At 61.7% G+C, this 19710-nt stretch carries 24 protein-coding genes; 1 reads left to right on the forward strand and 23 read right to left on the reverse strand.

The genetic code is table 11. The features are described from left to right. Window positions 1–31: 31 nt before the first annotated feature. From rpoZ to L9O85_RS07535, 12 genes are all read right to left on the reverse strand, one after another. The gene (rpoZ, locus tag L9O85_RS07480) at window positions 32–226 is read right to left on the reverse strand and encodes a DNA-directed RNA polymerase subunit omega (RefSeq protein ID WP_050624831.1); all 195 of its coding nucleotides are present in this window, start codon (window positions 224–226) and stop codon (window positions 32–34) included. After that, window positions 223–840: a guanylate kinase gene (gmk, locus tag L9O85_RS07485; RefSeq protein ID WP_108981208.1), complete on the reverse strand. Its 618-nt coding sequence runs from the start codon at window positions 838–840 to the stop codon at window positions 223–225. Before gmk ends, rpoZ begins: the two co-directional genes overlap by 4 nt. Next, on the reverse strand, window positions 837–1103 hold the full coding sequence (gene remA / locus L9O85_RS07490) for an extracellular matrix/biofilm regulator RemA (protein WP_050624833.1): 267 nt from the start codon (window positions 1101–1103) through the stop codon (window positions 837–839). Before remA ends, gmk begins: the two co-directional genes overlap by 4 nt. A 13-nt stretch (window positions 1104–1116) precedes the next feature. Continuing rightward, window positions 1117–1995, reverse strand: coding sequence for a YicC/YloC family endoribonuclease (locus L9O85_RS07495; RefSeq protein ID WP_108981207.1), 879 nt, complete (start codon window positions 1993–1995; stop codon window positions 1117–1119). Window positions 1996–2023: 28 nt separating this feature from the next. Continuing rightward, on the reverse strand, window positions 2024–2548 hold the full coding sequence (locus tag L9O85_RS07500; RefSeq protein WP_050624835.1) for a hypothetical protein: 525 nt from the start codon (window positions 2546–2548) through the stop codon (window positions 2024–2026). A gap of 1 nt (window position 2549) precedes the next feature. Further along, entirely contained in the window at window positions 2550–3170 is a 621-nt protein-coding gene (locus L9O85_RS07505; RefSeq protein ID WP_050624836.1) for a J domain-containing protein, read from the reverse strand. Next, complete coding sequence (locus tag L9O85_RS07510; protein WP_050624837.1) at window positions 3167–4039, reverse strand: DUF5685 family protein; 873 nt, start codon at window positions 4037–4039, stop codon at window positions 3167–3169. Before L9O85_RS07510 ends, L9O85_RS07505 begins: the two co-directional genes overlap by 4 nt. A gap of 10 nt (window positions 4040–4049) precedes the next feature. After that, a complete protein-coding gene (locus tag L9O85_RS07515) occupies window positions 4050–4475 on the reverse strand; it encodes a SoxR reducing system RseC family protein (RefSeq protein WP_050624838.1) in 426 nt (141 codons plus the stop codon). 42 nt (window positions 4476–4517) lie between these two features. Next, window positions 4518–5747, reverse strand: coding sequence for a CdaR family protein (locus L9O85_RS07520; protein ID WP_050624839.1), 1230 nt, complete (start codon window positions 5745–5747; stop codon window positions 4518–4520). Further along, window positions 5744–6616 carry a diadenylate cyclase CdaA gene (gene cdaA / locus L9O85_RS07525; protein ID WP_050624840.1) on the reverse strand — a complete coding sequence of 291 codons (873 nt, stop codon included), beginning with the start codon at window positions 6614–6616 and terminating at the stop codon, window positions 5744–5746. The genes L9O85_RS07520 and cdaA overlap by 4 nt, the downstream gene beginning before the upstream one ends. A 261-nt stretch (window positions 6617–6877) precedes the next feature. After that, complete coding sequence (locus tag L9O85_RS07530) at window positions 6878–8008, reverse strand: aminotransferase class V-fold PLP-dependent enzyme (protein WP_277102684.1); 1131 nt, start codon at window positions 8006–8008, stop codon at window positions 6878–6880. Further along, window positions 8005–8259 (reverse strand): DUF3343 domain-containing protein, encoded by a 255-nt coding sequence (locus L9O85_RS07535; RefSeq protein ID WP_050624842.1) that lies wholly within the window; start codon window positions 8257–8259, stop codon window positions 8005–8007. The genes L9O85_RS07530 and L9O85_RS07535 overlap by 4 nt, the downstream gene beginning before the upstream one ends. Window positions 8260–8512: 253 nt before the next feature. Between L9O85_RS07535 and L9O85_RS07540 the strand changes: the two genes are divergently transcribed. Next, window positions 8513–9691 carry a Gfo/Idh/MocA family protein gene (locus L9O85_RS07540; protein WP_082203603.1) on the forward strand — a complete coding sequence of 393 codons (1179 nt, stop codon included), beginning with the start codon at window positions 8513–8515 and terminating at the stop codon, window positions 9689–9691. Window positions 9692–9764: 73 nt separating this feature from the next. Here the strand turns inward: L9O85_RS07540 and ispF are convergent, their stop codons facing one another. The 11 genes from ispF to ytfJ form a co-directional block, all read right to left on the reverse strand. Further along, window positions 9765–10241 (reverse strand): 2-C-methyl-D-erythritol 2,4-cyclodiphosphate synthase, encoded by a 477-nt coding sequence (gene ispF / locus L9O85_RS07545; protein ID WP_050624844.1) that lies wholly within the window; start codon window positions 10239–10241, stop codon window positions 9765–9767. Next, window positions 10242–10976 carry a 2-C-methyl-D-erythritol 4-phosphate cytidylyltransferase gene (gene ispD / locus L9O85_RS07550; RefSeq protein WP_256181865.1) on the reverse strand — a complete coding sequence of 245 codons (735 nt, stop codon included), beginning with the start codon at window positions 10974–10976 and terminating at the stop codon, window positions 10242–10244. A 70-nt stretch (window positions 10977–11046) separates the two neighbouring features. Beyond that, entirely contained in the window at window positions 11047–11523 is a 477-nt protein-coding gene (locus tag L9O85_RS07555) for a CarD family transcriptional regulator (protein WP_050624845.1), read from the reverse strand. Between the two features lie 274 nt (window positions 11524–11797). Further along, window positions 11798–13744, reverse strand: coding sequence for a bifunctional 4-hydroxy-3-methylbut-2-enyl diphosphate reductase/30S ribosomal protein S1 (locus tag L9O85_RS07560; RefSeq protein ID WP_276755780.1), 1947 nt, complete (start codon window positions 13742–13744; stop codon window positions 11798–11800). Further along, complete coding sequence (locus L9O85_RS07565; RefSeq protein ID WP_050624847.1) at window positions 13741–14340, reverse strand: lysophospholipid acyltransferase family protein; 600 nt, start codon at window positions 14338–14340, stop codon at window positions 13741–13743. The genes L9O85_RS07560 and L9O85_RS07565 overlap by 4 nt, the downstream gene beginning before the upstream one ends. Then, window positions 14337–15014: a (d)CMP kinase gene (cmk, locus tag L9O85_RS07570; RefSeq protein WP_108981203.1), complete on the reverse strand. Its 678-nt coding sequence runs from the start codon at window positions 15012–15014 to the stop codon at window positions 14337–14339. The genes L9O85_RS07565 and cmk overlap by 4 nt, the downstream gene beginning before the upstream one ends. 52 nt (window positions 15015–15066) lie before the next feature. Then, on the reverse strand, window positions 15067–16332 hold the full coding sequence (locus L9O85_RS07575) for an NAD(P)/FAD-dependent oxidoreductase (RefSeq protein ID WP_301578357.1): 1266 nt from the start codon (window positions 16330–16332) through the stop codon (window positions 15067–15069). A 3-nt stretch (window positions 16333–16335) separates the two neighbouring features. Next, window positions 16336–17199 carry a MurR/RpiR family transcriptional regulator gene (locus L9O85_RS07580; protein ID WP_050624850.1) on the reverse strand — a complete coding sequence of 288 codons (864 nt, stop codon included), beginning with the start codon at window positions 17197–17199 and terminating at the stop codon, window positions 16336–16338. A 149-nt stretch (window positions 17200–17348) separates the two neighbouring features. Then, window positions 17349–18062, reverse strand: a complete 714-nt coding sequence (locus L9O85_RS07585; RefSeq protein WP_276755776.1) for a pseudouridine synthase — start codon at window positions 18060–18062, stop codon at window positions 17349–17351. A gap of 22 nt (window positions 18063–18084) precedes the next feature. Continuing rightward, window positions 18085–19185 carry a D-alanyl-D-alanine carboxypeptidase family protein gene (locus L9O85_RS07590; RefSeq protein WP_301578358.1) on the reverse strand — a complete coding sequence of 367 codons (1101 nt, stop codon included), beginning with the start codon at window positions 19183–19185 and terminating at the stop codon, window positions 18085–18087. 98 nt (window positions 19186–19283) lie between these two features. Continuing rightward, window positions 19284–19709, reverse strand: a complete 426-nt coding sequence (gene ytfJ, locus L9O85_RS07595; RefSeq protein ID WP_050624852.1) for a GerW family sporulation protein — start codon at window positions 19707–19709, stop codon at window positions 19284–19286. Window position 19710 lies beyond the last annotated feature (1 nt).

The raw sequence follows: 19710 nt of genomic DNA on the forward strand, positions 1-19710 counted from the left end.
AGCCTCCCTCCGCTTGCTCCTCGCCGCCTGCTTACGATTCAGACACGTCCAGCTGACCCTCCGCTACTTCGCGGATGGCAATGCTCACCGGTTTGTCGTCCAGAGGGACGCCGGCGGTCTCCGCCTCGCTGGCAATCTGCCGGGCGCGGCAGGCCACCACATTGACCAGCTGATAGCGGCTGGGCACCTTAGCCAGCAGATCTCTCATAGCAGGATAAAGCATCATAACGAAAATTCCCCTTTCAAAATGTTTCTGCGGTTGTCCACCCGGCACTCATTGGCCACCAGGATGGCCTCGATTTCCTCCACTGCGTTGGAGACCTTGTCGTTGATCACCAGATAGTCGTAGGTCGGGATCTCCCGGAACTCTATCTTCGCCTTCTCCAGCCGGCCGGCGATCACGTCCTCGTTGTCCGTGTTCCGGTTGTGGAGACGGCGGGAGAGTTCCTCAAAGGAGGGCGGGATGATAAAGATAAAGATGGCTTCAGGGCATCGGGCCCGAACCTTTGCCGCCCCCTGCACCTCGATGTCCAGCAGAACGTCGATGCCGGCGTTCAGTTTTTCCTGGATCATCTTCAGGGAGGTGCCGTAGTAGTTGTTCACATATTCCGCGTATTCCAGCAGCTCCTGGTCCGCGATCATCCTCTCGAACTCCGTCCGGGAGACGAAGTTGTAGTTGATCCCGTCTGCCTCTCCCACCCGGGGCTGGCGGGTGGTGTAGGACACAGAGAAATAGATCCCCTTCCGCTGGCCCAAAAGCTCTGCGATCACGGTGCTCTTACCCACACCGGATGGACCGGACAAAACGATGAGCTGTCCCTTCTCTTTCTTTTTGGTCATTCCTCATCCTCCTCTGCTTCAGGGGCCTCCCGGCTCTCCAGACGGCTGGCCACAGTGTCCGGCTGAAGCGCTGAGAGAACCAGATGGTCGTTGTCCATGATGAGCACCGACCGGGTCCGGCGGCCATAGGTGGCATCGATGAGCGTACCCCGGTCCCGGGCCTCCTGCACCATGCGCTTGATGGGGGCCGAATCCGGCGACACGATAGCCACCAGCCGGCCGGCGGAGATCATATTGCCAAATCCGATGTTGATGAGCTTCAAATGTCCCGCCCCCTCATTCGATGTTCTGGACCTGCTCCCGGATCTTCTCGATTTCAGCCTTGATATCCACCACATAGCGGGCGATCTCGATGTCGCTGCACTTCGAGCCGATGGTGTTGGCCTCCCGGTTGAACTCCTGGATCAGAAAGTCCAGCTTGCGCCCGGTGGCTCCGCCCTGAGCCAGCATGTGCCGCAGCTGCCCCAGGTGGCTGCGCAGGCGCACCGTCTCCTCGTCCACCGCCACCTTGTCAGCAAAGATGGCCGCTTCTGTGAGGATGCGGGCCGGGTCCAGCTGGGTGTTGGCCAGCACCTCATTCATTTTAGCCTCCAGACGAGCCCGGTATTCCTCCACGGTCTGGGGGGATCTCTCCTCCACCAGGGTGACCAGGCGTTCAATGGTGTCCGCCCGGGTCAGGATGTCATCAGATAGCTTCTGGCCCTCCCGGCTGCGCATCCGGTCAAAGTCGGACAGCGCCTGTTCCATGACGGCACTGATGTCCTGGGCGACCTGCTCCGCATCCTCCTCTTCCTTCTCCACCAGCAGCACATCGGGAAATCGGGAGAGCAGGGAGACGGAGATGTCATCGGACAGCCCATAGCTCTGGGCCAACTCCCGCAGGGCAGCGCAGTATCCGTCCGCCACCGGCCGATTGATGGAGACCTTCACGCCGGCGGCGCCTGCGCTGTCTATTGTGACGAAGACATCCACCTTTCCCCGGGAAATGGAACTCTGGACCTGAGACTTCAGCCCATCCTCCGCAAACAGATAGAGCCTGGGAATGCGGATAGAGCAATCCAGATATCGGTTATTGACGGAACGGAGCTCCACCGTGATGGTACGCCCGTTCAGGCTCTGCTCCGCCCGGCCGTAGCCGGTCATGCTTTTCACCATTGGTGCGGTTCACTTCCTTATTTTGATTTCAGCGGCGGCGCCCCGGCATCCGGGCCATCACCAGCGCGATCAGGCGGGACAGGCCCACGTCATAGAGGACGAAGATCAGATTCCCTGCCAGATAGAGCAGCCAGGTCCTCTCCCCCAGCCACACAGGGGGATCGGGCAGGAACAGCGCCCGCAGCGCGAACCAGAAGAGGGACAGGGCCGCGTTGAAGCAGGCCAGCTTGCACAGCCACTCCAGGGGCAGGCGCCGCAGGCCCTCGATGTTGTTTTTGACTACCGGGTAGAGCCCCAAGAAGATCAGGTAGAGCAGAGCGACCCCCTTGTCCGGCAGCAGGAACAGCCCCAGCAGGGCGGATGCGGCCCAGCACAGATAGCCCGCCGCCCGTCCGGCGGCCAGCACCGCGGCCACCGGGAACAGACCGGCCGCGCCGGTCAGGCCGATGCGCCCTGACGGAACCATACAGGCCAGCCAGAGCACGGCCAGGCTCCCCGCTGCCAGGACCCCGGCAACCGCGGTGCGGCGGCTGGTGGTGTGAAAAGAGGCCATCTCAGCAGTGCCCCCCTCCGCACAGGCAGTTCAGGCACAGCAGGCTGGTGCAGCAGTCCAGGCCGTCCATCCCTCCGCTGTATCCGTAGGGGCGGTATGCCTGTCCCCCCTGCTGCATCATGGCCAGGGCCTGGCGGTACTCCATGTTCCCTGGGTCCATCTGGCAGGCCAGGGAGTAGTTCTGCATCGCCTCATCCAGCCAGCCCTTCCGGTAGGCGATGCTGCCGGAAAGGAAATACCACTCCCCGTTTTTCTGGGGCACCTCGTTGAGCAGGCGCTCCGCCGTCCCCAGATCTCCACTGTTGATCAGGTTCCGGATGCGGGCGTAGGTAGGGTTGGCGGAGCCGCTCTGTTGATGACTGTATTGGTATCCGCCGCCATAGCTCTGCCCGCCGTATCCGCCGGACGGACGTTGATAAGAGCCCCCACCTCCGCTGCGCTGCTTGGTGATGGTCTCATAGGCCTCGTTGATCTCTTTCATCTTCTCCTCAGCCAGATCGGCCAGGGGATTGTTCTGATAATTGTCCGGATGGTACTTCCGGGCGAGCTCACGATAGGCCTTTTTGATCTCTTCATCGCTGGCATTGGGGCTGACCCCCAAAACACTGTACGGATCGTTCATGTAGGTTTTCTCCAAATCTTTTCTTTTTTCAGACGGGACCAGCTGCCATCAAAGACGGCCTGCTGGATCATGGGGAGCCCCAAATAGAGGATATTCTCCAGCACAGGGGTTCGGCAGCCAAAGTCCGGTACGCAGAACGCGGAGCGGGCCAAATTTAGGGAGTGCTCCAGAGTCAGGGCCAGCGCCTGGTCGTCCCCTCCCTCCCCATATCGGGCGCGGACAGGGTTATAGCAGCCGGAGGCGCGGTCCTCCTCCAGATCGTCCCGGGCGTCGATGAGATAGATCCACCGCCCCAAGTGGTAGAGGAGCTGCTCCAGCGCCCGATCCCGGCTCCGGTCCTCAGAGGGGGGCGCGGCTGCCTGGAGGATGCGGGCGAAGGTGTCGGCCGTCCGGTCGATTGAGGGGCAGTTTTCTGCCTCCAGCCCTGTCAGCTCCTCCAGGCAGGAACGGACTGTCCGGTCAAATTCCGGCCGGCAGACCGCCGCCTTTCGGTAGGCGGGAGCTAGGAGCAGGGCCAGCCCTCTGGCTGGCAGGCCGCTGAAGGGGCCGTCGTCCCGAGCAGAATCCCGCAGCTTCCAGTAGGTGAGGATGATGCTCTCGTCCGCCGCCGCCTCCAGGGCCGGATCAGCGGGACACATCTCCTTTCTGGCCAGCGGATTGGCGTGGCACCTGCCGCGGCAGGGGACGAACCGCTGTTCTGCCGGCCAGAGCAGCAGGGCCAGAAAGGTGAAATCAAAATTGAGGAACATGGGTGCCAGCAGGCCGTATTTCCGCCGCAGTTCCCGGCAGAGCCCACAGTATGTGGCACGATAAAGGTCAAAATCTTTACACTTCAGTTCCTCCCGGACAGGCCGGACATATCCAAACACAGGGCTCTCCTCACACGCTGTGAAGATACCCCAGCACGGTGAATTCCGGGGTCTTCCGCCGGGTGATGGTCCGGTTGATCAGGACCGCCGGAACGAAGCCCAGGACCAGCCCCGCGGCTGCCATTCCGATGGAACCCCCGTCTCCCAGACCCAGAAGCCTGCCGATGAGGTATCCCCCCAGAAGAAAGACGCAGGGGAGGAAAAAGACCAGAAGGGCGAAGCCGATGGCGCTGCCGGAGGCGGGCTCCACCTCCACCCAGTCCCCCGGCTTGGCCCCCCCCTGCGGATCAGAGGCCAGGGCCAGGATCTCCTCCTTGGGGCGCTGGGGGCAGCCCTCGCAGCTGGAACAGCTCAGGCCGCACTCCATTTGGCGCATAAGGGACACCTCCACCACACCGGGATGGACCACTTTTTTTACAATGGCATTTTGACTCATGATGCTGCTGCCTCCAAAGTTTTGCCTCAAAAACCGTTTTTACTATCTGCTGATGTTGACCACAACAGAGTACTCTCCAATGACGCCTACCTCACTGTTATAGTCCAGATACACTCTGGCTGGGACGGAGACGGAGCCCACCGTCATCACATTGGACAGGTCTGCCACGATGCGCAGCTGGCTGGCAGAGATGTCCTCCAGGCGCTCCTCGCTGCCTCGCACCACCACAGAGCAGGACTCGGTAGCCACCTCCACATGATAGCCCTCCGGTGCATTGTCATAATCGATGTTGGTCACATTGAAGGTACGGGTGGACAGGCCGGATATGGTCACCGTGACGACGGCTTCTGTGATGCCGCTGACGTTCTCCAGGCTGGAGTCCAGCTCGATGGGTAGGGTGAAGCTGTTGGTCCCCACCACTTTGGACAGGTCGATACTGCCCAGCGAGATCTCCTCTACCTTGGACACGTCCTCCTCTGAGCCGGCGATGGTGATAGAGTCCGGGAAGATGATGGCCGAGGTCACATCCTCGCCGGTGGCACCGCCGCCCGGCGTGTAGTCTACGGTCAGCTTAACTTCCTTCACCACATAGACCGGCATGGTCACATAGGTGGTATCTGTGTCCATGTTGATCTCCAGATCCGTCAGCTCGTTCCCTTCTGCGTCCAGCAGAACGAGAGGAACATTGCCGGAGAAGCGGGTGTTGAGCTCTTCGCCCTCCAGCACCGCCTCCACCTTCGCCACCCTGGAGACCGCCTCCTCCGAGCCACTGATGGTCACGGTCTCTGGACTGATGGTGATCTGGCCCGCCTGGTAGCCCGGGGCGATACTGGCCTTCAGCACGGGCTGGATCTCAAAGGTCTTGGAGTACAGCCGTGCCACCATAACGGTGATAGCGGCAGGCTCCTGAGACTCCTTGGTGATCTCCGCTGTGCTCACGTCCCGGGGCCAGTTCACGTCATACTGGAGGATCTGCTCCCCCTCGGTACACTGGGACACGTTCACGGTCACGCTGAGATTGCGGTTGCTCAGCTTGTTCAGGATACTGATAGGGGCGGTGATCTTCAGGTCCACCGCCGTGTCAGAGACCGCAGTGATAGTGAGCCCCTGACTCTCCAGGATAGTCTCTCCCGTCAGGGTCACCGGCACGTTGTAGATCGTCCGGCTCCCCGGGGGGTCCAGGTCGTTGCGGACGTACATCCAGAAGATCACGGCCAAAAAGACGGAGATCAGGACAAAGACCCACTTGCTGTTCTGGATACGCTGGATCATTCTGTCCCCTCCTTTTTCCCTCGGTTGAACAGGGCGGCGACCAGGGGGAAGAGGTCGCTCTTCTTCTCCCCGTCATCCTCGTCCGTCTTCAGTTCATTGCGCAGCAGGCGGTCCAGGGTCTCAGGGGCCAGGTGGCGCTTGAGCATGCCGCCCACCGCCACCGAGATGGAACCGGTCTCCTCCGAGACGATGGCTACCACCGCGTCAGAGTGCTCGCTCATGCCGATGCCTGCCCGGTGGCGCATCCCCAGGTCACGGCTGAGGTTGGTGTTGCCTGAGAGTGGCAGCATGCAGCCAGCCCCCACGATGCGGCCGTTACGGACGATGACCGCCCCGTCATGGAGTGGCGCCTTGTTCCAGAACAGGTTCTTCAGCAGTTCGCTGGAGACGGCACAGTCCAGCGCCGTGCCGGTTTTGATGACCTCGTCCAACAGGTTGGCCCGCTCAAAGACCATCAGCGCCCCCACCTTGTCCTTGGACAGGGAGGTATAGGCCTCCACAGTCTGGGAGATGGCGCTGTCGATGTCGTGGGCGGCCTCCGGGGGCTGGACGAAGACCTTGCTCATCCTGCTGCTGCCTACCCGCTCCAGAAAGCGGCGGATCTCCGGCTGAAACAGGATGACCAGCACCAGAATGGCGTACTCCACTACCCGGTTGAGCACGAAGCTGGTGGCGTATAAGTTGAACTCGGCAGAGGCCCAGATGGCCACCACCACGATCATAATCCCCCGGAGCACCCGCCCAGAGCTGGTCTTCCGCACCATCCAGAGTAGTTTGTATATGACGATAGACAGGATCGCGATATCCACCAGGTCGGACAGGCGAATGGTCTGAACGACTGCCGGCATCCTCTGTATGAGTTCGCTCATGGAATCTCCTCTTTTCAAAAGGCCCGCATGGGTCTGCCCAATTACCTATTTGATAATTATACGATATTCCGCGGAAGTTGGCAACATGAAACGAGAAGGAAAGAATGAAAATTTCATGAATATGTCTCCCGTCACCCCTGACGCCGGATAGGCTGCAGGGCAGGACCTGCCCTGGGCTCCGGCCGTTCCGGCAGGAGCCGGACAGAAAAAATGCCAGGGATCTCTCTTCAAGATCTCTGGCATTTGACGCCTTGTAAGGTCTTACGGCTTTTCGCTGAGGATCTGCCTTAGCTCTCGGACGAAGCGTGGGATCTCCTGGGGGACGTTGAAGGCGGAGACGCTGGCCCGCACGGTCCCGGTCTCCAGTGTCCCAGCTGTCCGGTGGGCCAGCGGGGCGCAGTGGAGCCCGGAACGCAGGGCGATGTCCCGGCGGCCCAGCGCCTCCCCCAGCTCCTCACAGTCCATCCCCGATACCCGGAAGGAGAGTACTCCGGCCTGCTGGCTGGGGTCTTTGCTCCGGAACACCTCCACCCCCGGGAGTTGGGCGAGAGACTCCCCCATCTGGACGGTCAGGGCCCGCTCATGGCTGCCGATGGACTGTACCCCCTGCTTTTCCACGAAGCGCAGTCCCTCCAGCAGCCCGGCGATCCCGGCGATGTTGTGGGTCCCCGCCTCCAGACGGTCGGGCAGGAAGTCCGGCATCTCCTGCCGGATGGATTCACTTCCCGTGCCCCCCTCCAGCAGAGGCGGCGGGGTCTGTCCGCAGAGCAGAAGACCGGTCCCCTGGGGGCCGTACAGCCCCTTGTGGCCCGGCATGGCGATGAAGGCTGCCCCCAGTTCCTCCAGATGGACCGGGAGGCAGCCCGCTGACTGGGACGCGTCCAGGATGAAGGGGACCCCCCGTTCCCGGCAAAGCCGGGCCAGCTCCTGGATGGGGAGGATCATTCCAAACACATTGGATACATGGGTGAATACAGCCGCAGTCACCTCCGGGGTCAGGGCCTTTCGGAATGCCTCCACGGTCTCCTCCGGCCGGAACAGTTGTCCGGCCGCCACCCGGACCGTCACATCCGGGATGGCGTGGAGCGGCCGGGTGACCGCGTTGTGCTCATATCCGGAGATGACCACTGTCCCTCCCGGACGGACCAGGGCCTTTATGGCGATATTCAGGCCGTGGGTGGCATTGTTGGTAAAGACCACCTGTTCCGGCTTGGGGACCTGGAACAGGCGGGCTGCCGCCTCCCGGCAGGCAAAGGCCGCTGCTGCTGCGTCCATGGCCGGCTTGTGACCACCTCGGCCCGGACTGGCATAATGTGAGATGGCGTAGGAGCAGGCGCGGGCGACCGCAGGCGGCTTTTGCAGAGAGGTGGCCGCGCTGTCCAGATAGATCACAGCTGCACCTCCTTGTAGCTGCCGTCTCCCGCCGTGATATAGACCCGGCGGGGGTCCAGCTCTGTTCGGTGCAGTATTCTTAACGCATCGGGCAGATTCCGCTGAGAGACCTTCACGGAATGACTGCACCCCTCCCCCGCGATGCTTTTAGGGGAGCGCATGATATGAGCCGTGATCCCTGCCCGCTCCAGGGCGGAGGCGGTCCGCTGTGCGTAAGTCAGGGATCGGCACACGATTAGATAATAGAGCATGGCATAGTTCCTTTCCTGGAGTACGGGTGGCCGCAGCCGACGGCGCGGCCGGGAGGGGATACCCTCTCAATACAATGTATGCTGGCAGCGGGCTGCCGGATACTGCGGTCTGGATGCGCCTGCCCTGCATTAAATTTTTTCAATTTTGAATGAAAAAGCATCATTTGACTTTTTGTGTGATTTCCCCTATATTGAGTCTATCAAATCTGAAAAGCCCGTGAGCCTTTCACAAATCATGAAGGAGGAACTTTCTATGAACAAGCAGGTAAAACCCGTGGTCATCGGCACCATCGGAGCCGGCTATGCCGCGCATCTCCACGGCAACGGCTATGAAAAGGTCAGTGGAGTGCCCATCCGCCTCAAGACCGTCTGTGACCTGAACCTGGATCTGGCCAATCAGGTCAAGGAGCGCTATGGCTATGAGCAGGCCATCACTAACTTTGACGATATGCTGGCAGACCCGGAGATCGATGTCATCGACATCGTCACCCCTCCTTTCCTCCACTGCTCCATGGCCATCAAGGCCCTGAAGGCCGGCAAGCATGTCATCTGTGAGAAGCCTCTCACCGGCTATTTCGGCAAGCCCGGCGAGGAGAATGTGGGCAGGACCGAGAAGGCCAAGATGTATCGAGAGGTCATGGCCATCATGGATGAGCTGAAGGAAGTGGTGGACTCTACCGACAAGAAGTTCCTGTACGCCGAGAACTTCGTCTATGCCACTCCGGTCCAGAAGGCCGCTGAGATCATCCGCGCCAAGAAGAGCAAGGTGCTGTTCATGAAGGGTGAGGAGAGCCTAAAAGGCTCCAGCTCCCCCGTGGCTGGCAAGTGGAACAAGACTGGCGGCGGCATCCTGGTCCGCACCGGTACCCATCCCCTCACTGGCATGCTGTGGCTGAAGCAGCAGGAGGCCCTGGCCCGGGGCGAGACCATTACTGTCAAGAGTGTCTCCGCCGACGTGGGCGTCACCACTGCCTGCCTCAGCGAGCATGAGCACCGCCACATCGCCGCCCGTCCCGAGGACGTGGAGGACTACGCCGCCGTCACCGTTACCTTCTCCGACGGGACCAAGTGCCTGACCATCGCCAGTGACACCGTACTGGGCGGCACCAAGAACTACATCGAGGTTTACAGCAACGACAGCTCCCTGATGTGCAACATCACCCCCACTGATATCCTGAACACCTATTTCCTGGATGAAGAGGGCTTGGATGATGTGTACATCTCCGAGATGCTGCCCGCCAAGCTGGGCTGGAACAAGGCTTTCGTCTCCGATGAGATCATTCGCGGCTACATGGGTGAGCTCCAGGACTTCATGGAGACCATTGCCTACGATAAGACGCCCTCCTCTGATTTTGCTCTGGCTTACGAGACCACCAAGATCATGTACGCCGCCTATCAGTCCGCCGAGGAAGGCCGCCGCATCGATTTCTGATCCTACACCTCCTTGCTATTCTCTTCACAGAGCGCGGGCACCGGAATTTCCGGCGCCCGCGCTCCATTTTCCGTTATTCTTTTGTCAGCAGGCAGACCGCATGGGCAGCCATCCCCTCTCCACTTCCAGTGAAGCCAAGCCCCTCCTCTGTGGTCGCTTTGACATTCACCTGTCCCAGCTCCACTCCCATATGAGCGGCCAGATGATCCGCCATACCACCCAGATAGGGAGCTAATTTAGGCCGCTGGGCCAGGATTGTGGCATCCACATTTTCTACCTGCCATCCCTCCGCATGGAGCAGCTGCATCACCTGGTCCAGCAGGGCCAGACTGTCCGCTCCGGCGTAGGCCGGGTCGCTGTCCGGAAAGTGGCAACCGATGTCTCCCAGTGCCGCCGCGCCCAACAGGGCGTCCATCACTGCGTGGGTGAGGACGTCCGCGTCCGAATGGCCCAGGAGCCCCCGCTCATAGGGGATCTCCACTCCCCCCAGGATCAGCTTCCGGCCCTCTGCCAGGCGGTGCACATCGTATCCCTGTCCGATCCGTGTCACTCAATATCCCTCCCTCTGCCGGATGATCGCCTCCCCCACCATCAGGTCGAAGGGGGTGGTCAGCTTGATGTTCTCCCTGTCTCCCCGAGTGAGGGAGACCTTCATCCCGATCCGCTCCACAGCGGCGCAGTCATCTGTGAGAGTCTCCCCGTCCGCCACCGCCTTTTCAAGGGCCGCCCGGATCAGGGACGCCTCAAAGACCTGGGGCGTCTGGACCGCCCACAGGCTGGAGCGGTCCATCGTCTCCACCACAACGCCCCGCTCTGCCCGCTTGATGGTATCCACCATGGGAATGGCCGGCGCCGCCGCCCCGGTAACCGCAGCCTTTTTCAGCACTTCCTCCAGCACCTCCCGGCTCAGCAGCGGCCGCGCCCCGTCATGGATGGCGATCAGCGCCGCGTCCCGGCGGGCCTCCTGCACCCCGATTCGGACGGAGAGAACCCGCTCGGCGCCTCCTACCATCACCTTGGTCACCTTATCCAGCATAAAATCCCTGCACAGCTGGCTCACGGGGACGATCAGATCCTCCCGGGTGACCACGATCACCTCATGGACCAGATCGCAGCTCTGGAACACCTGAAGGGTGCGCACCAGCACCGGGAGTTCCCCCAGGGGCTCCAGGATCTTGTCGATCCCCTCCATCCGGGAGGAGGACCCTGCCGCTGGGATCACCACCGAGCAGATGGGCACCCCTCTGCCCTTTCTCTGGGCCAATCGTTTCCAAATTCCTGCCAATCGGTTCACCTTCCTGCCTGAAAAAAGGGACCATCCGGTCCCTTTTTGCCCGCGCTTCTCTCCCAGCATATTAGTTCAGCGCCGTATTTATGCGCGCTTCCACATCCTCATAGGTACAGCTCTGGGACAGTACGATCTCTGAGATCAGGATCTCCTTAGCCGAGTGGAGCATCTTCCGCTCCCCAGTGGAAAGCCCCCGTTCCAGCTCCCGGAGCATCAGCCCCTTCACCACCCGGGCCACCTCCAGCAGGTTCCCGCTCTTCAGGCGCTCCAGATTTTCCCGGTACCGTCGGTTCCAGTTCTGGGTCATGTCCACCTCTATGCCGGGGATGGCCGCCAGCACCTGGTCGGCCTGCTCCCGGTCCACGATGGGGCGCACCCCGATCTCTTCACTGTTGTCTGTGGGGATCATGACCACCATCGCACGCACCGGGAGCTTCAACACATAGTAATCCCGCATCACACCGTTTACCTTCTTTTGGACGATACTCTCTACGATACCTGCTCCGTGCATGGGATGGACGATCTTATCCCCTACCTGAAACAACAGTCTCACCTCCAAAATAGACCAGAATTTCTGATTTTCCAGTCTTATTATACCAATCTATTCCCTCTCTTGCAAGTAAATTTTATGAAAAATCCACCATAATACCTCCATTCGGCTGCTTTTTATCCCCCGGATGAGCGGCTTTCTGGTCCATATGGCCTCCCCCCGGTCAGGGACCCTGGAGCAGTGCCCTACAGGACCGGATCAGAAAAACAGCTCCCTCTGCCGTGGCAGAGGGAGCTGTTTTTCATGGTAAAATAGGATTAGGGCTGAATCACTCCTCGGCAGGAGCGTCCTCCTCAGCCTCGGGCTCTTCCAGCAGTGCACGAATGGACAGGGAGACCTTCTTGTTCTCCATGTCGATGTCGGTGATCTTCACGTCCACCTTTTCTCCCTCAGCCAGCACGTCGCCGGGCTTCTCGATGCGGTGGTCAGCGATCTGAGAAATGTGGATCAGGCCGTCCACACCGGGGACGATCTCGGCAAAGGCGCCGAAGGTCATCAGCTTAACGACGCGGACATTGGCTACGTCGCCCACCTGGTACTGAGAAGTGAACACGGTCCAGGGGTCCTGGCTGTGGTCCTTCATGCCCAGGGAGATCTTCTTCTTCTCCTTGTCGGCGGAGATCACATACACATCCACGGTGTCGCCCACCGAGACCACCTCGGAGGGGTGCTTGATGCGGCTCCAAGACAGCTCGGAGATGTGGACCATGCCGTCCACGCCGCCGATGTCCACGAAAGCGCCGTAGGAAGTCAGGGACTTCACCACGCCGGTGTAGTGCTTGCCGTCCTCGATCTCGGCCCAGACCTTCTCTGCGGCGGCGGCGCGCTCGGCGCGCTGCACCTTGGCGATGGAGCCCACCACGCGGTGACGGGCACGGTTCACCTCGGTGATGACCAGGCGGACCTTCTTCTTCAGCAGCTCGGACATGGGAGTCTCCCGGGGCAGGCCGGTCTGGGAGGCGGGAACGAAGACCCGCACGCCCTTTACGGACACCACAACGCCGCCCTTGTTGTCCTCGGTGACGACGCCCTCCATGACAGTCTGCTCTTCCTGGGCGGCCTCCACGTCCTCCCAGCCCTTGACCACGTCAAGGCGCTTCTTGGACAGGGTGACAACACCCTCCTGGTCGTTGACGCGGACCACAAAGGTCTCGATCTCGTCCCCTACCTTGACCAGATCTTCCACCTTGGCGGTGGGGTCATCAGTCAGCTCGGATACGGGAATGTAGCCGGCGTGCTTGGTGCCCAGATCCACATAGATCTCAGTCGGCGTGATCCCAGTGATAACGCCAGTTACCTTATCCCCCGTATTCAAAGTTTTGATCGACCTCTCCAGCATGTCAGCGAAGGATTCCTCGATCTCCATGATTTCGTCGCTCATTTTGTCACAGACCTCCTTTATTATCCACGCAGGCGTGGATGCGCCCGCAGTGATACCGACAGTCTCTGTCCCCCGCAGAGGAGACAACTCCAGGTCATCTACCCGCTCGATCAGCTGGACAGATGGACAGACTTCCCGGCAGAGCTCCGCCAGCTTCCTGGTATTGGAGCTCTGGCGGTCGCCGATGACCACCATCGCGCCGCACTGGGCGGCCAGCTGGACGGCCTCTTCCTGGCGTTTTGATGTCGCTCCACATATTGTATCAAAAAATTCTGCGTTTGTACACTCTTTTTTTGCTTTTTTCACGCAGGAATCCCAAACCCTGCGGATGGCCGTGGTCTGGGACACAAAAGTGAGTGGCATTTGGCGTCGGGACGGGTCCTCCGCCAGCCAGTTTTCCAGCTCCTCCGCTCCAGACAGGACCACCGGGCGGCAGCACCAGCCCGCAATGGCCAGCACCTCCGGGTGGTCCCGGGTTCCGATGATGATGGGCTGCCTCCCCTGCTCCTCAGCCCGGGCCACGATCTGATGGATACGGGTAACATTGGGACAGGTGGCGTCCAGGATGCGGACGCCCCGGGCATGCAGGCCCTCGTGGACAGCGCGGCTCTCCCCATGGGAGCGGATGATGACCTCGCTCCCCTCCGGGACCTCCTCCGGCCTGACCACCGCCCGCAGGCCATGGCGGGCCAGATGGTCCATCATGTCCTGGTTGTGGATGATGGGACCCAGCATCACACAGGGCTCGCCGGACCGGGCGGCCCCCTCCGCCAGCTCCACCGCCCGGCGCACGCCGTAGCAGAAGCCGGCCGAATTTGCGATCCTTATCTTCACTGGGGAAGTCCCCCCAGTGCGTGGATGCGCCGCATGATCTCACGGGCGATCTCCTGATTTTCCTCCGCCGTGGCCCGCCGCCCCTGGATCTGGGGATAGTAAGGCTCGCCGATCACCACAGTGGTAGGGCGGAACCAGTGCTTCTGCGCCGGGATGTACATGGGGACGATGGGCACCCCCGTCCGGGTGGCAAACATGGCCGCTCCCGCCTTGGCGTCCACGTTCTCCCCCTCCTCCACGCGGGTCCCCTCGGGGAAGATGAGCAGCTTGTGCCCCTCTTTCAGGCAGCGCAGAGCCGTCTTGGCCGCGTGCATGTCCGCATGGCCCCGGTCCACTCCGAAGATGCCCGCCTTGCCCAGCAGCCAGCCGATCACGGGCACCCGCATCAGCTGGATCTTGGCCATCACCCGCAGAGGGTTCTTTTTCTGAAAGGCGAAAGCCACAAAAAACGGGTCGCTGAGGGCGGTATGGTTGGGGCAGATCACCGCCGCCCCCTCTGGGATGTGCTCCCGCCCCACGGTGCGTACCGGATGGAACAGATTGAAAAAGGGCCAGACGACGAGATAGAGGAATCGGTAGAACTGTTCTGTACTCATTGAGCCAGCCTCCCTTTCACCAGGGAGATCAGGGCCTTCAGGCTCTCCTCCAGTCCCAGCTCCGTGGTATCCAACAGCACAGCGTCCTCCGCCTGACGGAGAGGGGCCACCGCCCGGTTCCGGTCCTGTTCATCCCGCTGGACGATGTCCCGGAGAACGGTCTCCAGCTCCGTCTCCTGTCCCCGCTGCTTCAGTTCCAGCAGGCGGCGGCGGGCCCGGGCCTCCGGCGCGGCGGTAAGGAAGACCTTTGCCCCCGCGTGAGGGAGCACCACCGTCCCGATGTCCCGGCCGTCCATGACCACGTCGTGCTCCATGGCCTGACGGCGCTGAAAGTCCAGCAGGAAGTCCCGCACCGGGGGCAGGGCAGCCACCTGGGAGGCCAGTCCGGAGATCTGGTGGACCCGGATAGCCTCTGTCACGTCACGTCCAGACAAGTACATCCGCTGTACACCATCTGCCCCATAATCCATGCGCAGGTCCAGCCCCTTCAGCAGAGGGGCGATCTGCTCCGGGTCGGATGGATCCGCCCCTGCCTCCCAGGCCCGCAGGGCCACCGTGCGGTAGATGGCCCCCGTGTCTACATACAAATACCCCAGCTCCCGGGCCAGGGCCCGGGCCAGGGTGCTCTTTCCGGCCCCGGCGGGGCCGTCGATGGCAACGCTTTTTTCCTGCATTTCTTATTTCGCTCCAAAATTTGATTGATTCTCCGCTCCGGTCCGACGGTACTCAGGCCCCTGCTCCCCCCAGGTCCTGCCCCAGGCAGGTCCGGGCGGCGCTTTCCCCTGCCGCCCGGCCGGTGGCCCAGGCGATCTGGAGGTTGAAGCCCCCTGTATAGGCATCCACGTCGATCAGCTCCCCGGCGAAGAACAGGCCGGGCACCTTTTTCGACCCCATGGTCTTGGGGTCGATCTCCCCCACCTTCACCCCGCCGGAGGTGATGATGGCCTCCGCAATGGGCCGGGGACCCCGGATATGGATCACAAGGCCCTTCAGGACCTCCAGCAGGCGGCGGCGCTCCCCCTTGGTCATGTCGTGGGCCTTTCGGTCCCCGGGGATGCCGGTGAGGGCGATGACGGTGGGCACCATCAGCCTGGGCACTAAACTGCCCAGGACGTTCTGAAAGTCCCGGTTGGCCTGCTCCGAGAGCTCCCGGACCAGCCGGGCGTCCAACTTCTGTTCCTCCAGAGCCGGCTTCAGGTCGATGACACAGGTGTACTGCTCCCTGGCAAAGTCCCGCATATGGGCGCTGGCGCTGAGCACCAGGGGACCGGAGAGGCCAAAATGGGTGAACAGCAGCTCCCCTTGCTCCTGATAGACCACCTTCCCCTTCTGGTTCTTGACCCGGAGGGACACATTTTTCAGCGCCAGGCCCTGCATTTTTCCGCAGAAGTCCTCCTCTGCCTCCAAGGGGACCAGGGATGGAACGGGCGAGACCACAGTATGGCCCAAGGCCCGGGCCATCTCATATCCGTCGCCGGTAGAGCCGGTGGCCGGATAGGAGCAGCCGCCAGTGGCCAGGACCGCAGCCCGGCAGGGAAAGAAGCCGCAATCGGTCTCCACCCCGGACACCCGTCCCTCCTCCAGACAGATCTGGGAGGCCCGGGCCTGCGTCACCGGGATATTCAGCTTTTTCATATGAAAAAACAGGGCGTCGATGACATCCGCCGCCCGGTCCGACACCGGAAAGACCCGGTTGCCCCGCTCTACCTTCAGCGGGACCCCCAGGCCGGTGAAAAAGTCCTCCACCCACGCCGGCGGCGTACGGGTCACGGCCCCGTAGAGGAACCGGCCGTTCCGGGGCGTGCTGGCCAGCACCTCCTCCGGCGGACAGTGGTTGGTCACGTTGCACCGGCCCTTGCCGGTGATGTACAGCTTGCGCCCTACCTTGGGGTTGCGCTCCAGCAGCCGGACGGCCGCTCCCGTCTCCGCAGCGGAAATGGCGGCCATCATGCCGGCGGCCCCGCCGCCGACCACGATCAGTTCATCGGCCATCGTTCAGTCCTGCACCTTCTCATAGACCCCGTACTCATCCCAGATGTCCTCCAGGGTCTGGAAGGTATGGGCCAGGTCGTCATTTTTCTTCCGGCTCACCGCCACCAGCAGGGCGTTGACCAGGCTGAGTGGGGCCACCAGGGAGTCCACGAAGGAGGCCATATCGCTGCGGGCCTTCAGTGTGTAGTTGGAGATGGGGGCCAGGGGCGAGGCCTCGCTGTCCGTGATGGCAATGGTGGTGGCGCCCCGGTCCCGGGCGAAGTTCATGGCCTGGACGGTGCGGCTGGAGTACCGCGGAAAGCTCACGCCGATGACCACGTCCTCCGCCCCCACCCGGAGCATGGTCTCAAAGACCTCGCTGGCGGTGTTGGCCGCCACAGAGATCACATTGTCGAAAATCAGATTGAAATAGAAGCTGAGGAAGGTGGCCAGGGAGGCGGAGGACCGCACACCCATGATGTAGATCTTCCGTGCGGAGACGATGGCGTCCACCGCGCGGTCAAAGCTCTGGCGATCCACCTCCTCCAGGGTGAGGCGGATCTTTTCGATGTCCGACTGGAGGACGCTGGAGAGCAGATCCTGATCTCCGATCCGGTCATTGGAAACCTCGATGCGCTGGACGGAGGTCAGGCGGTTCCGGATCATTTTTTGCAGGGAACGCTGCATGCTGGGATAGCCATCATAGCCCAGCTCCGCCGCAAAACGGACCACGGTGGACTCGCTGACGCTGACGGTCTTGCCCAGGCGGCTGGCGGTCATAAAGGCCGCCTTGTCATAAGATTCCAGGATATAGTTGGCGATCCGCTTCTGCCCTTTGGAGAAGGTGCTCATATTTTCCTGGATCACAGTCAAAATGTCTCGATTCATCTCGGTCAACTCCTGCTTTTCTCTTTGAGGAAACCAGCTGTTTCAGCTCCTTATGATACCTTGTTTCCCGGAAAAAAGCAAGCCATTTTTGCAGGATAAAAACTTTATCTTGCAAAAAATTTATGTTCTATCCGGTACGGGGCAAAAAATCAGGGCTTTTGCAGCAGGGAGGCCACCTCGCTCTGCTCCAGTCTCCGCCACTTTCCGGGCCCCAGGGTCCGGTCCAGGCAGAGCCCTCCCTCCCGGACCCGTTTCAGGCGCAGCACCTTCAGACCCGCCTGACCGCACATGCGCCGGACCTGCCGGTTTTTCCCCTGACAGATGGTGATGGATAGCTGGGTCACTCCTCCGCTGGTCCTCCCCCGCCGCACCTTGGCCGGGGACAGCGGCACGCCGTCCAGATCCATGGGGCCGGACAGCACCGGCAGCCCCCGGCTCACGTCCCCAGTGACCCACACCAGATATTCTTTTTCCACCTGATGACTGGGGTGGAGCAGCTTCTGGGTCAGTTCCCCGTCGTCGGTCAGCAGGAGCAGCCCCTCGGAGTCCAAGTCCAGCCGCCCCACCGGCCACACTCTCCGTCCGCATCCGGAGACCAGCTCCGCCACCGTCTTTCTCCCCTTCTCGTCAGACAGGGTGGTCACATACCCTCGAGGCTTGTTCAGCATCAGATACAGCCGGTCTCCGCCGGGCCGGACCGGCCGGCCATCCACCTCGATGCGGTCCCGGTCCAGGTCCGCCTTGTCCCCCAGCCGTGCCTTCGTCCCATTGACGGTGACCCGCCCCGCCTCGATCCACTGCTCCACCGTTCGGCGGGAGGCCAGCCCGCAGGCTGACAGCAGCTTTTGCAGGCGCTCCTCCATGCTGACTCCCCCCTCTCTTTCTTTATCTGTTCCAAAGCTCCATAAGCCGAGTCCAGATCCCACCAGGAGGCTGGAGCGCACGGTCCACATCCTGGGCGAACACCAGAGGCACGCAGGCCGCCTCCTCGCCGTTCACCCGGCAGACCATCCGGCCCGCACTGCCGCCGGCCCGGAGAGGAGCCTCCAGCGCCTCCTGGTCCCACTGGAGTTCCCAGTCGATTTTGTCCTCTTCACACACCGGGATCCGCACCGTCTCTGCCGCCTGGATCTCCACAAAGGGGACCAGGCTGCCGGACACGGGCCGCCGAGCCACGGCCTTTCCCTCCTCTGTCAGCGTCACCGGGGCATAGGTGGAAAATCCGTAGTCCAGCAGGGCGGTATGGTCCCGCCAGTCATCCGGGTCGTTGAGGGTCACCGCGATCAGCGTCATCCCGCCCCGCCGGGCCGCGGAAACCAGGGTCCGCCCCGCCTTTTCTGTATAGCCCGTTTTCAGGCCGATGCAGCCCTCGTACTGCCACAGCAGCTTGTTGTGGTTAGTCAGCACCCGGCCGTCCACAGTGGCGCTCTTGGTGGCGGCGATCTCCGCCAGTGCCTCGTTCTCCAGGCAGGCCCGGGCCAGCAGGGCCATGTCGTAGGCAGAGGAGTAATGCCCCTCCGCGTTCAACCCGTTGGGGTTGGCGAAATGGCTGTTCACCATCCCCAACTGGGCCGCCTTTTCATTCATCCGCCCAACGAACTCCTCCACGCTGCCCCCGCAGTGCTCCGCCACTGCCAGCGCTGCGTCGTTCCCGGAGCGCAGCATCACCCCGTAGAGCAGCCCCTTCAGCGAGATCTCCTCCCCTGGGCGCAGATAGAGGGAGGAACCCTCTGCCCGGGTGCAGGCCTCCCCCACTGTGACGGTCTCCTCCAGGTCGTGGCCGGACTCCAGCGCCACCAGGGCGGTCATCAGCTTGGTAATACTGGCGATGAGCCGTTCCTCGTGGGCGTTTTGTTCATAGAGCACCCGGCCGCTCTCTGCCTCCATCAGGATGGCAGAGGACGCGGAGGTGCCCACCGCCTGGGCAGTGGGCACCTGGCAGAGCATAGATCCAGCGGCCAGCGCCGCCGCCAGCAGTCGTTTCAATATGGTCACCTTCCATCAAACAAAGTGACCTTAGTATTTTCCGGGCCGCCGGTTTTCTCTCCCTGCCGGATCCGGCAAATTCTGTCAGATCAGTGCGGTCACACCACAAAGTGGTCCGTTCCCTCCGGGGGCTCGTCTGCTTTTTTCTGCTTTTCCAGAAAATCGGTGACCTTTTCCACCACCTCAGGCACCACCTCGATGACCCGGTCCACCGTGGTGGCGGGAGGTGGATCGACCGGGAGCAGCTTGACGCTGTCCCCCTTGATGATGAGGAAGGCCACCGGCTCCATCTTCGCGCTGGCGCCGCTGCCCCCGCCAAAGGTGTTCTCAGCCCCGGGCTTCTGATTTTTGGTCACAAAGTCGCTCCCGCCGCTGGCAAATCCAAAGGACAGCCTGGAGACCGGGATCAGGGTGACCTCCCCGGTCTGGATGGGGTCGCCAATGATGGTGTTGGCGTCCATCATGCTGCGGATCTTCTCCATTGTAGTGCTCATCATTTCATTGATGGGATGCTGTTTTTCCATA

It is taken from the genome of Lawsonibacter asaccharolyticus, assembly GCF_022453915.1.
GTDB lineage: Bacteria > Bacillota > Clostridia > Oscillospirales > Oscillospiraceae > Lawsonibacter > Lawsonibacter asaccharolyticus.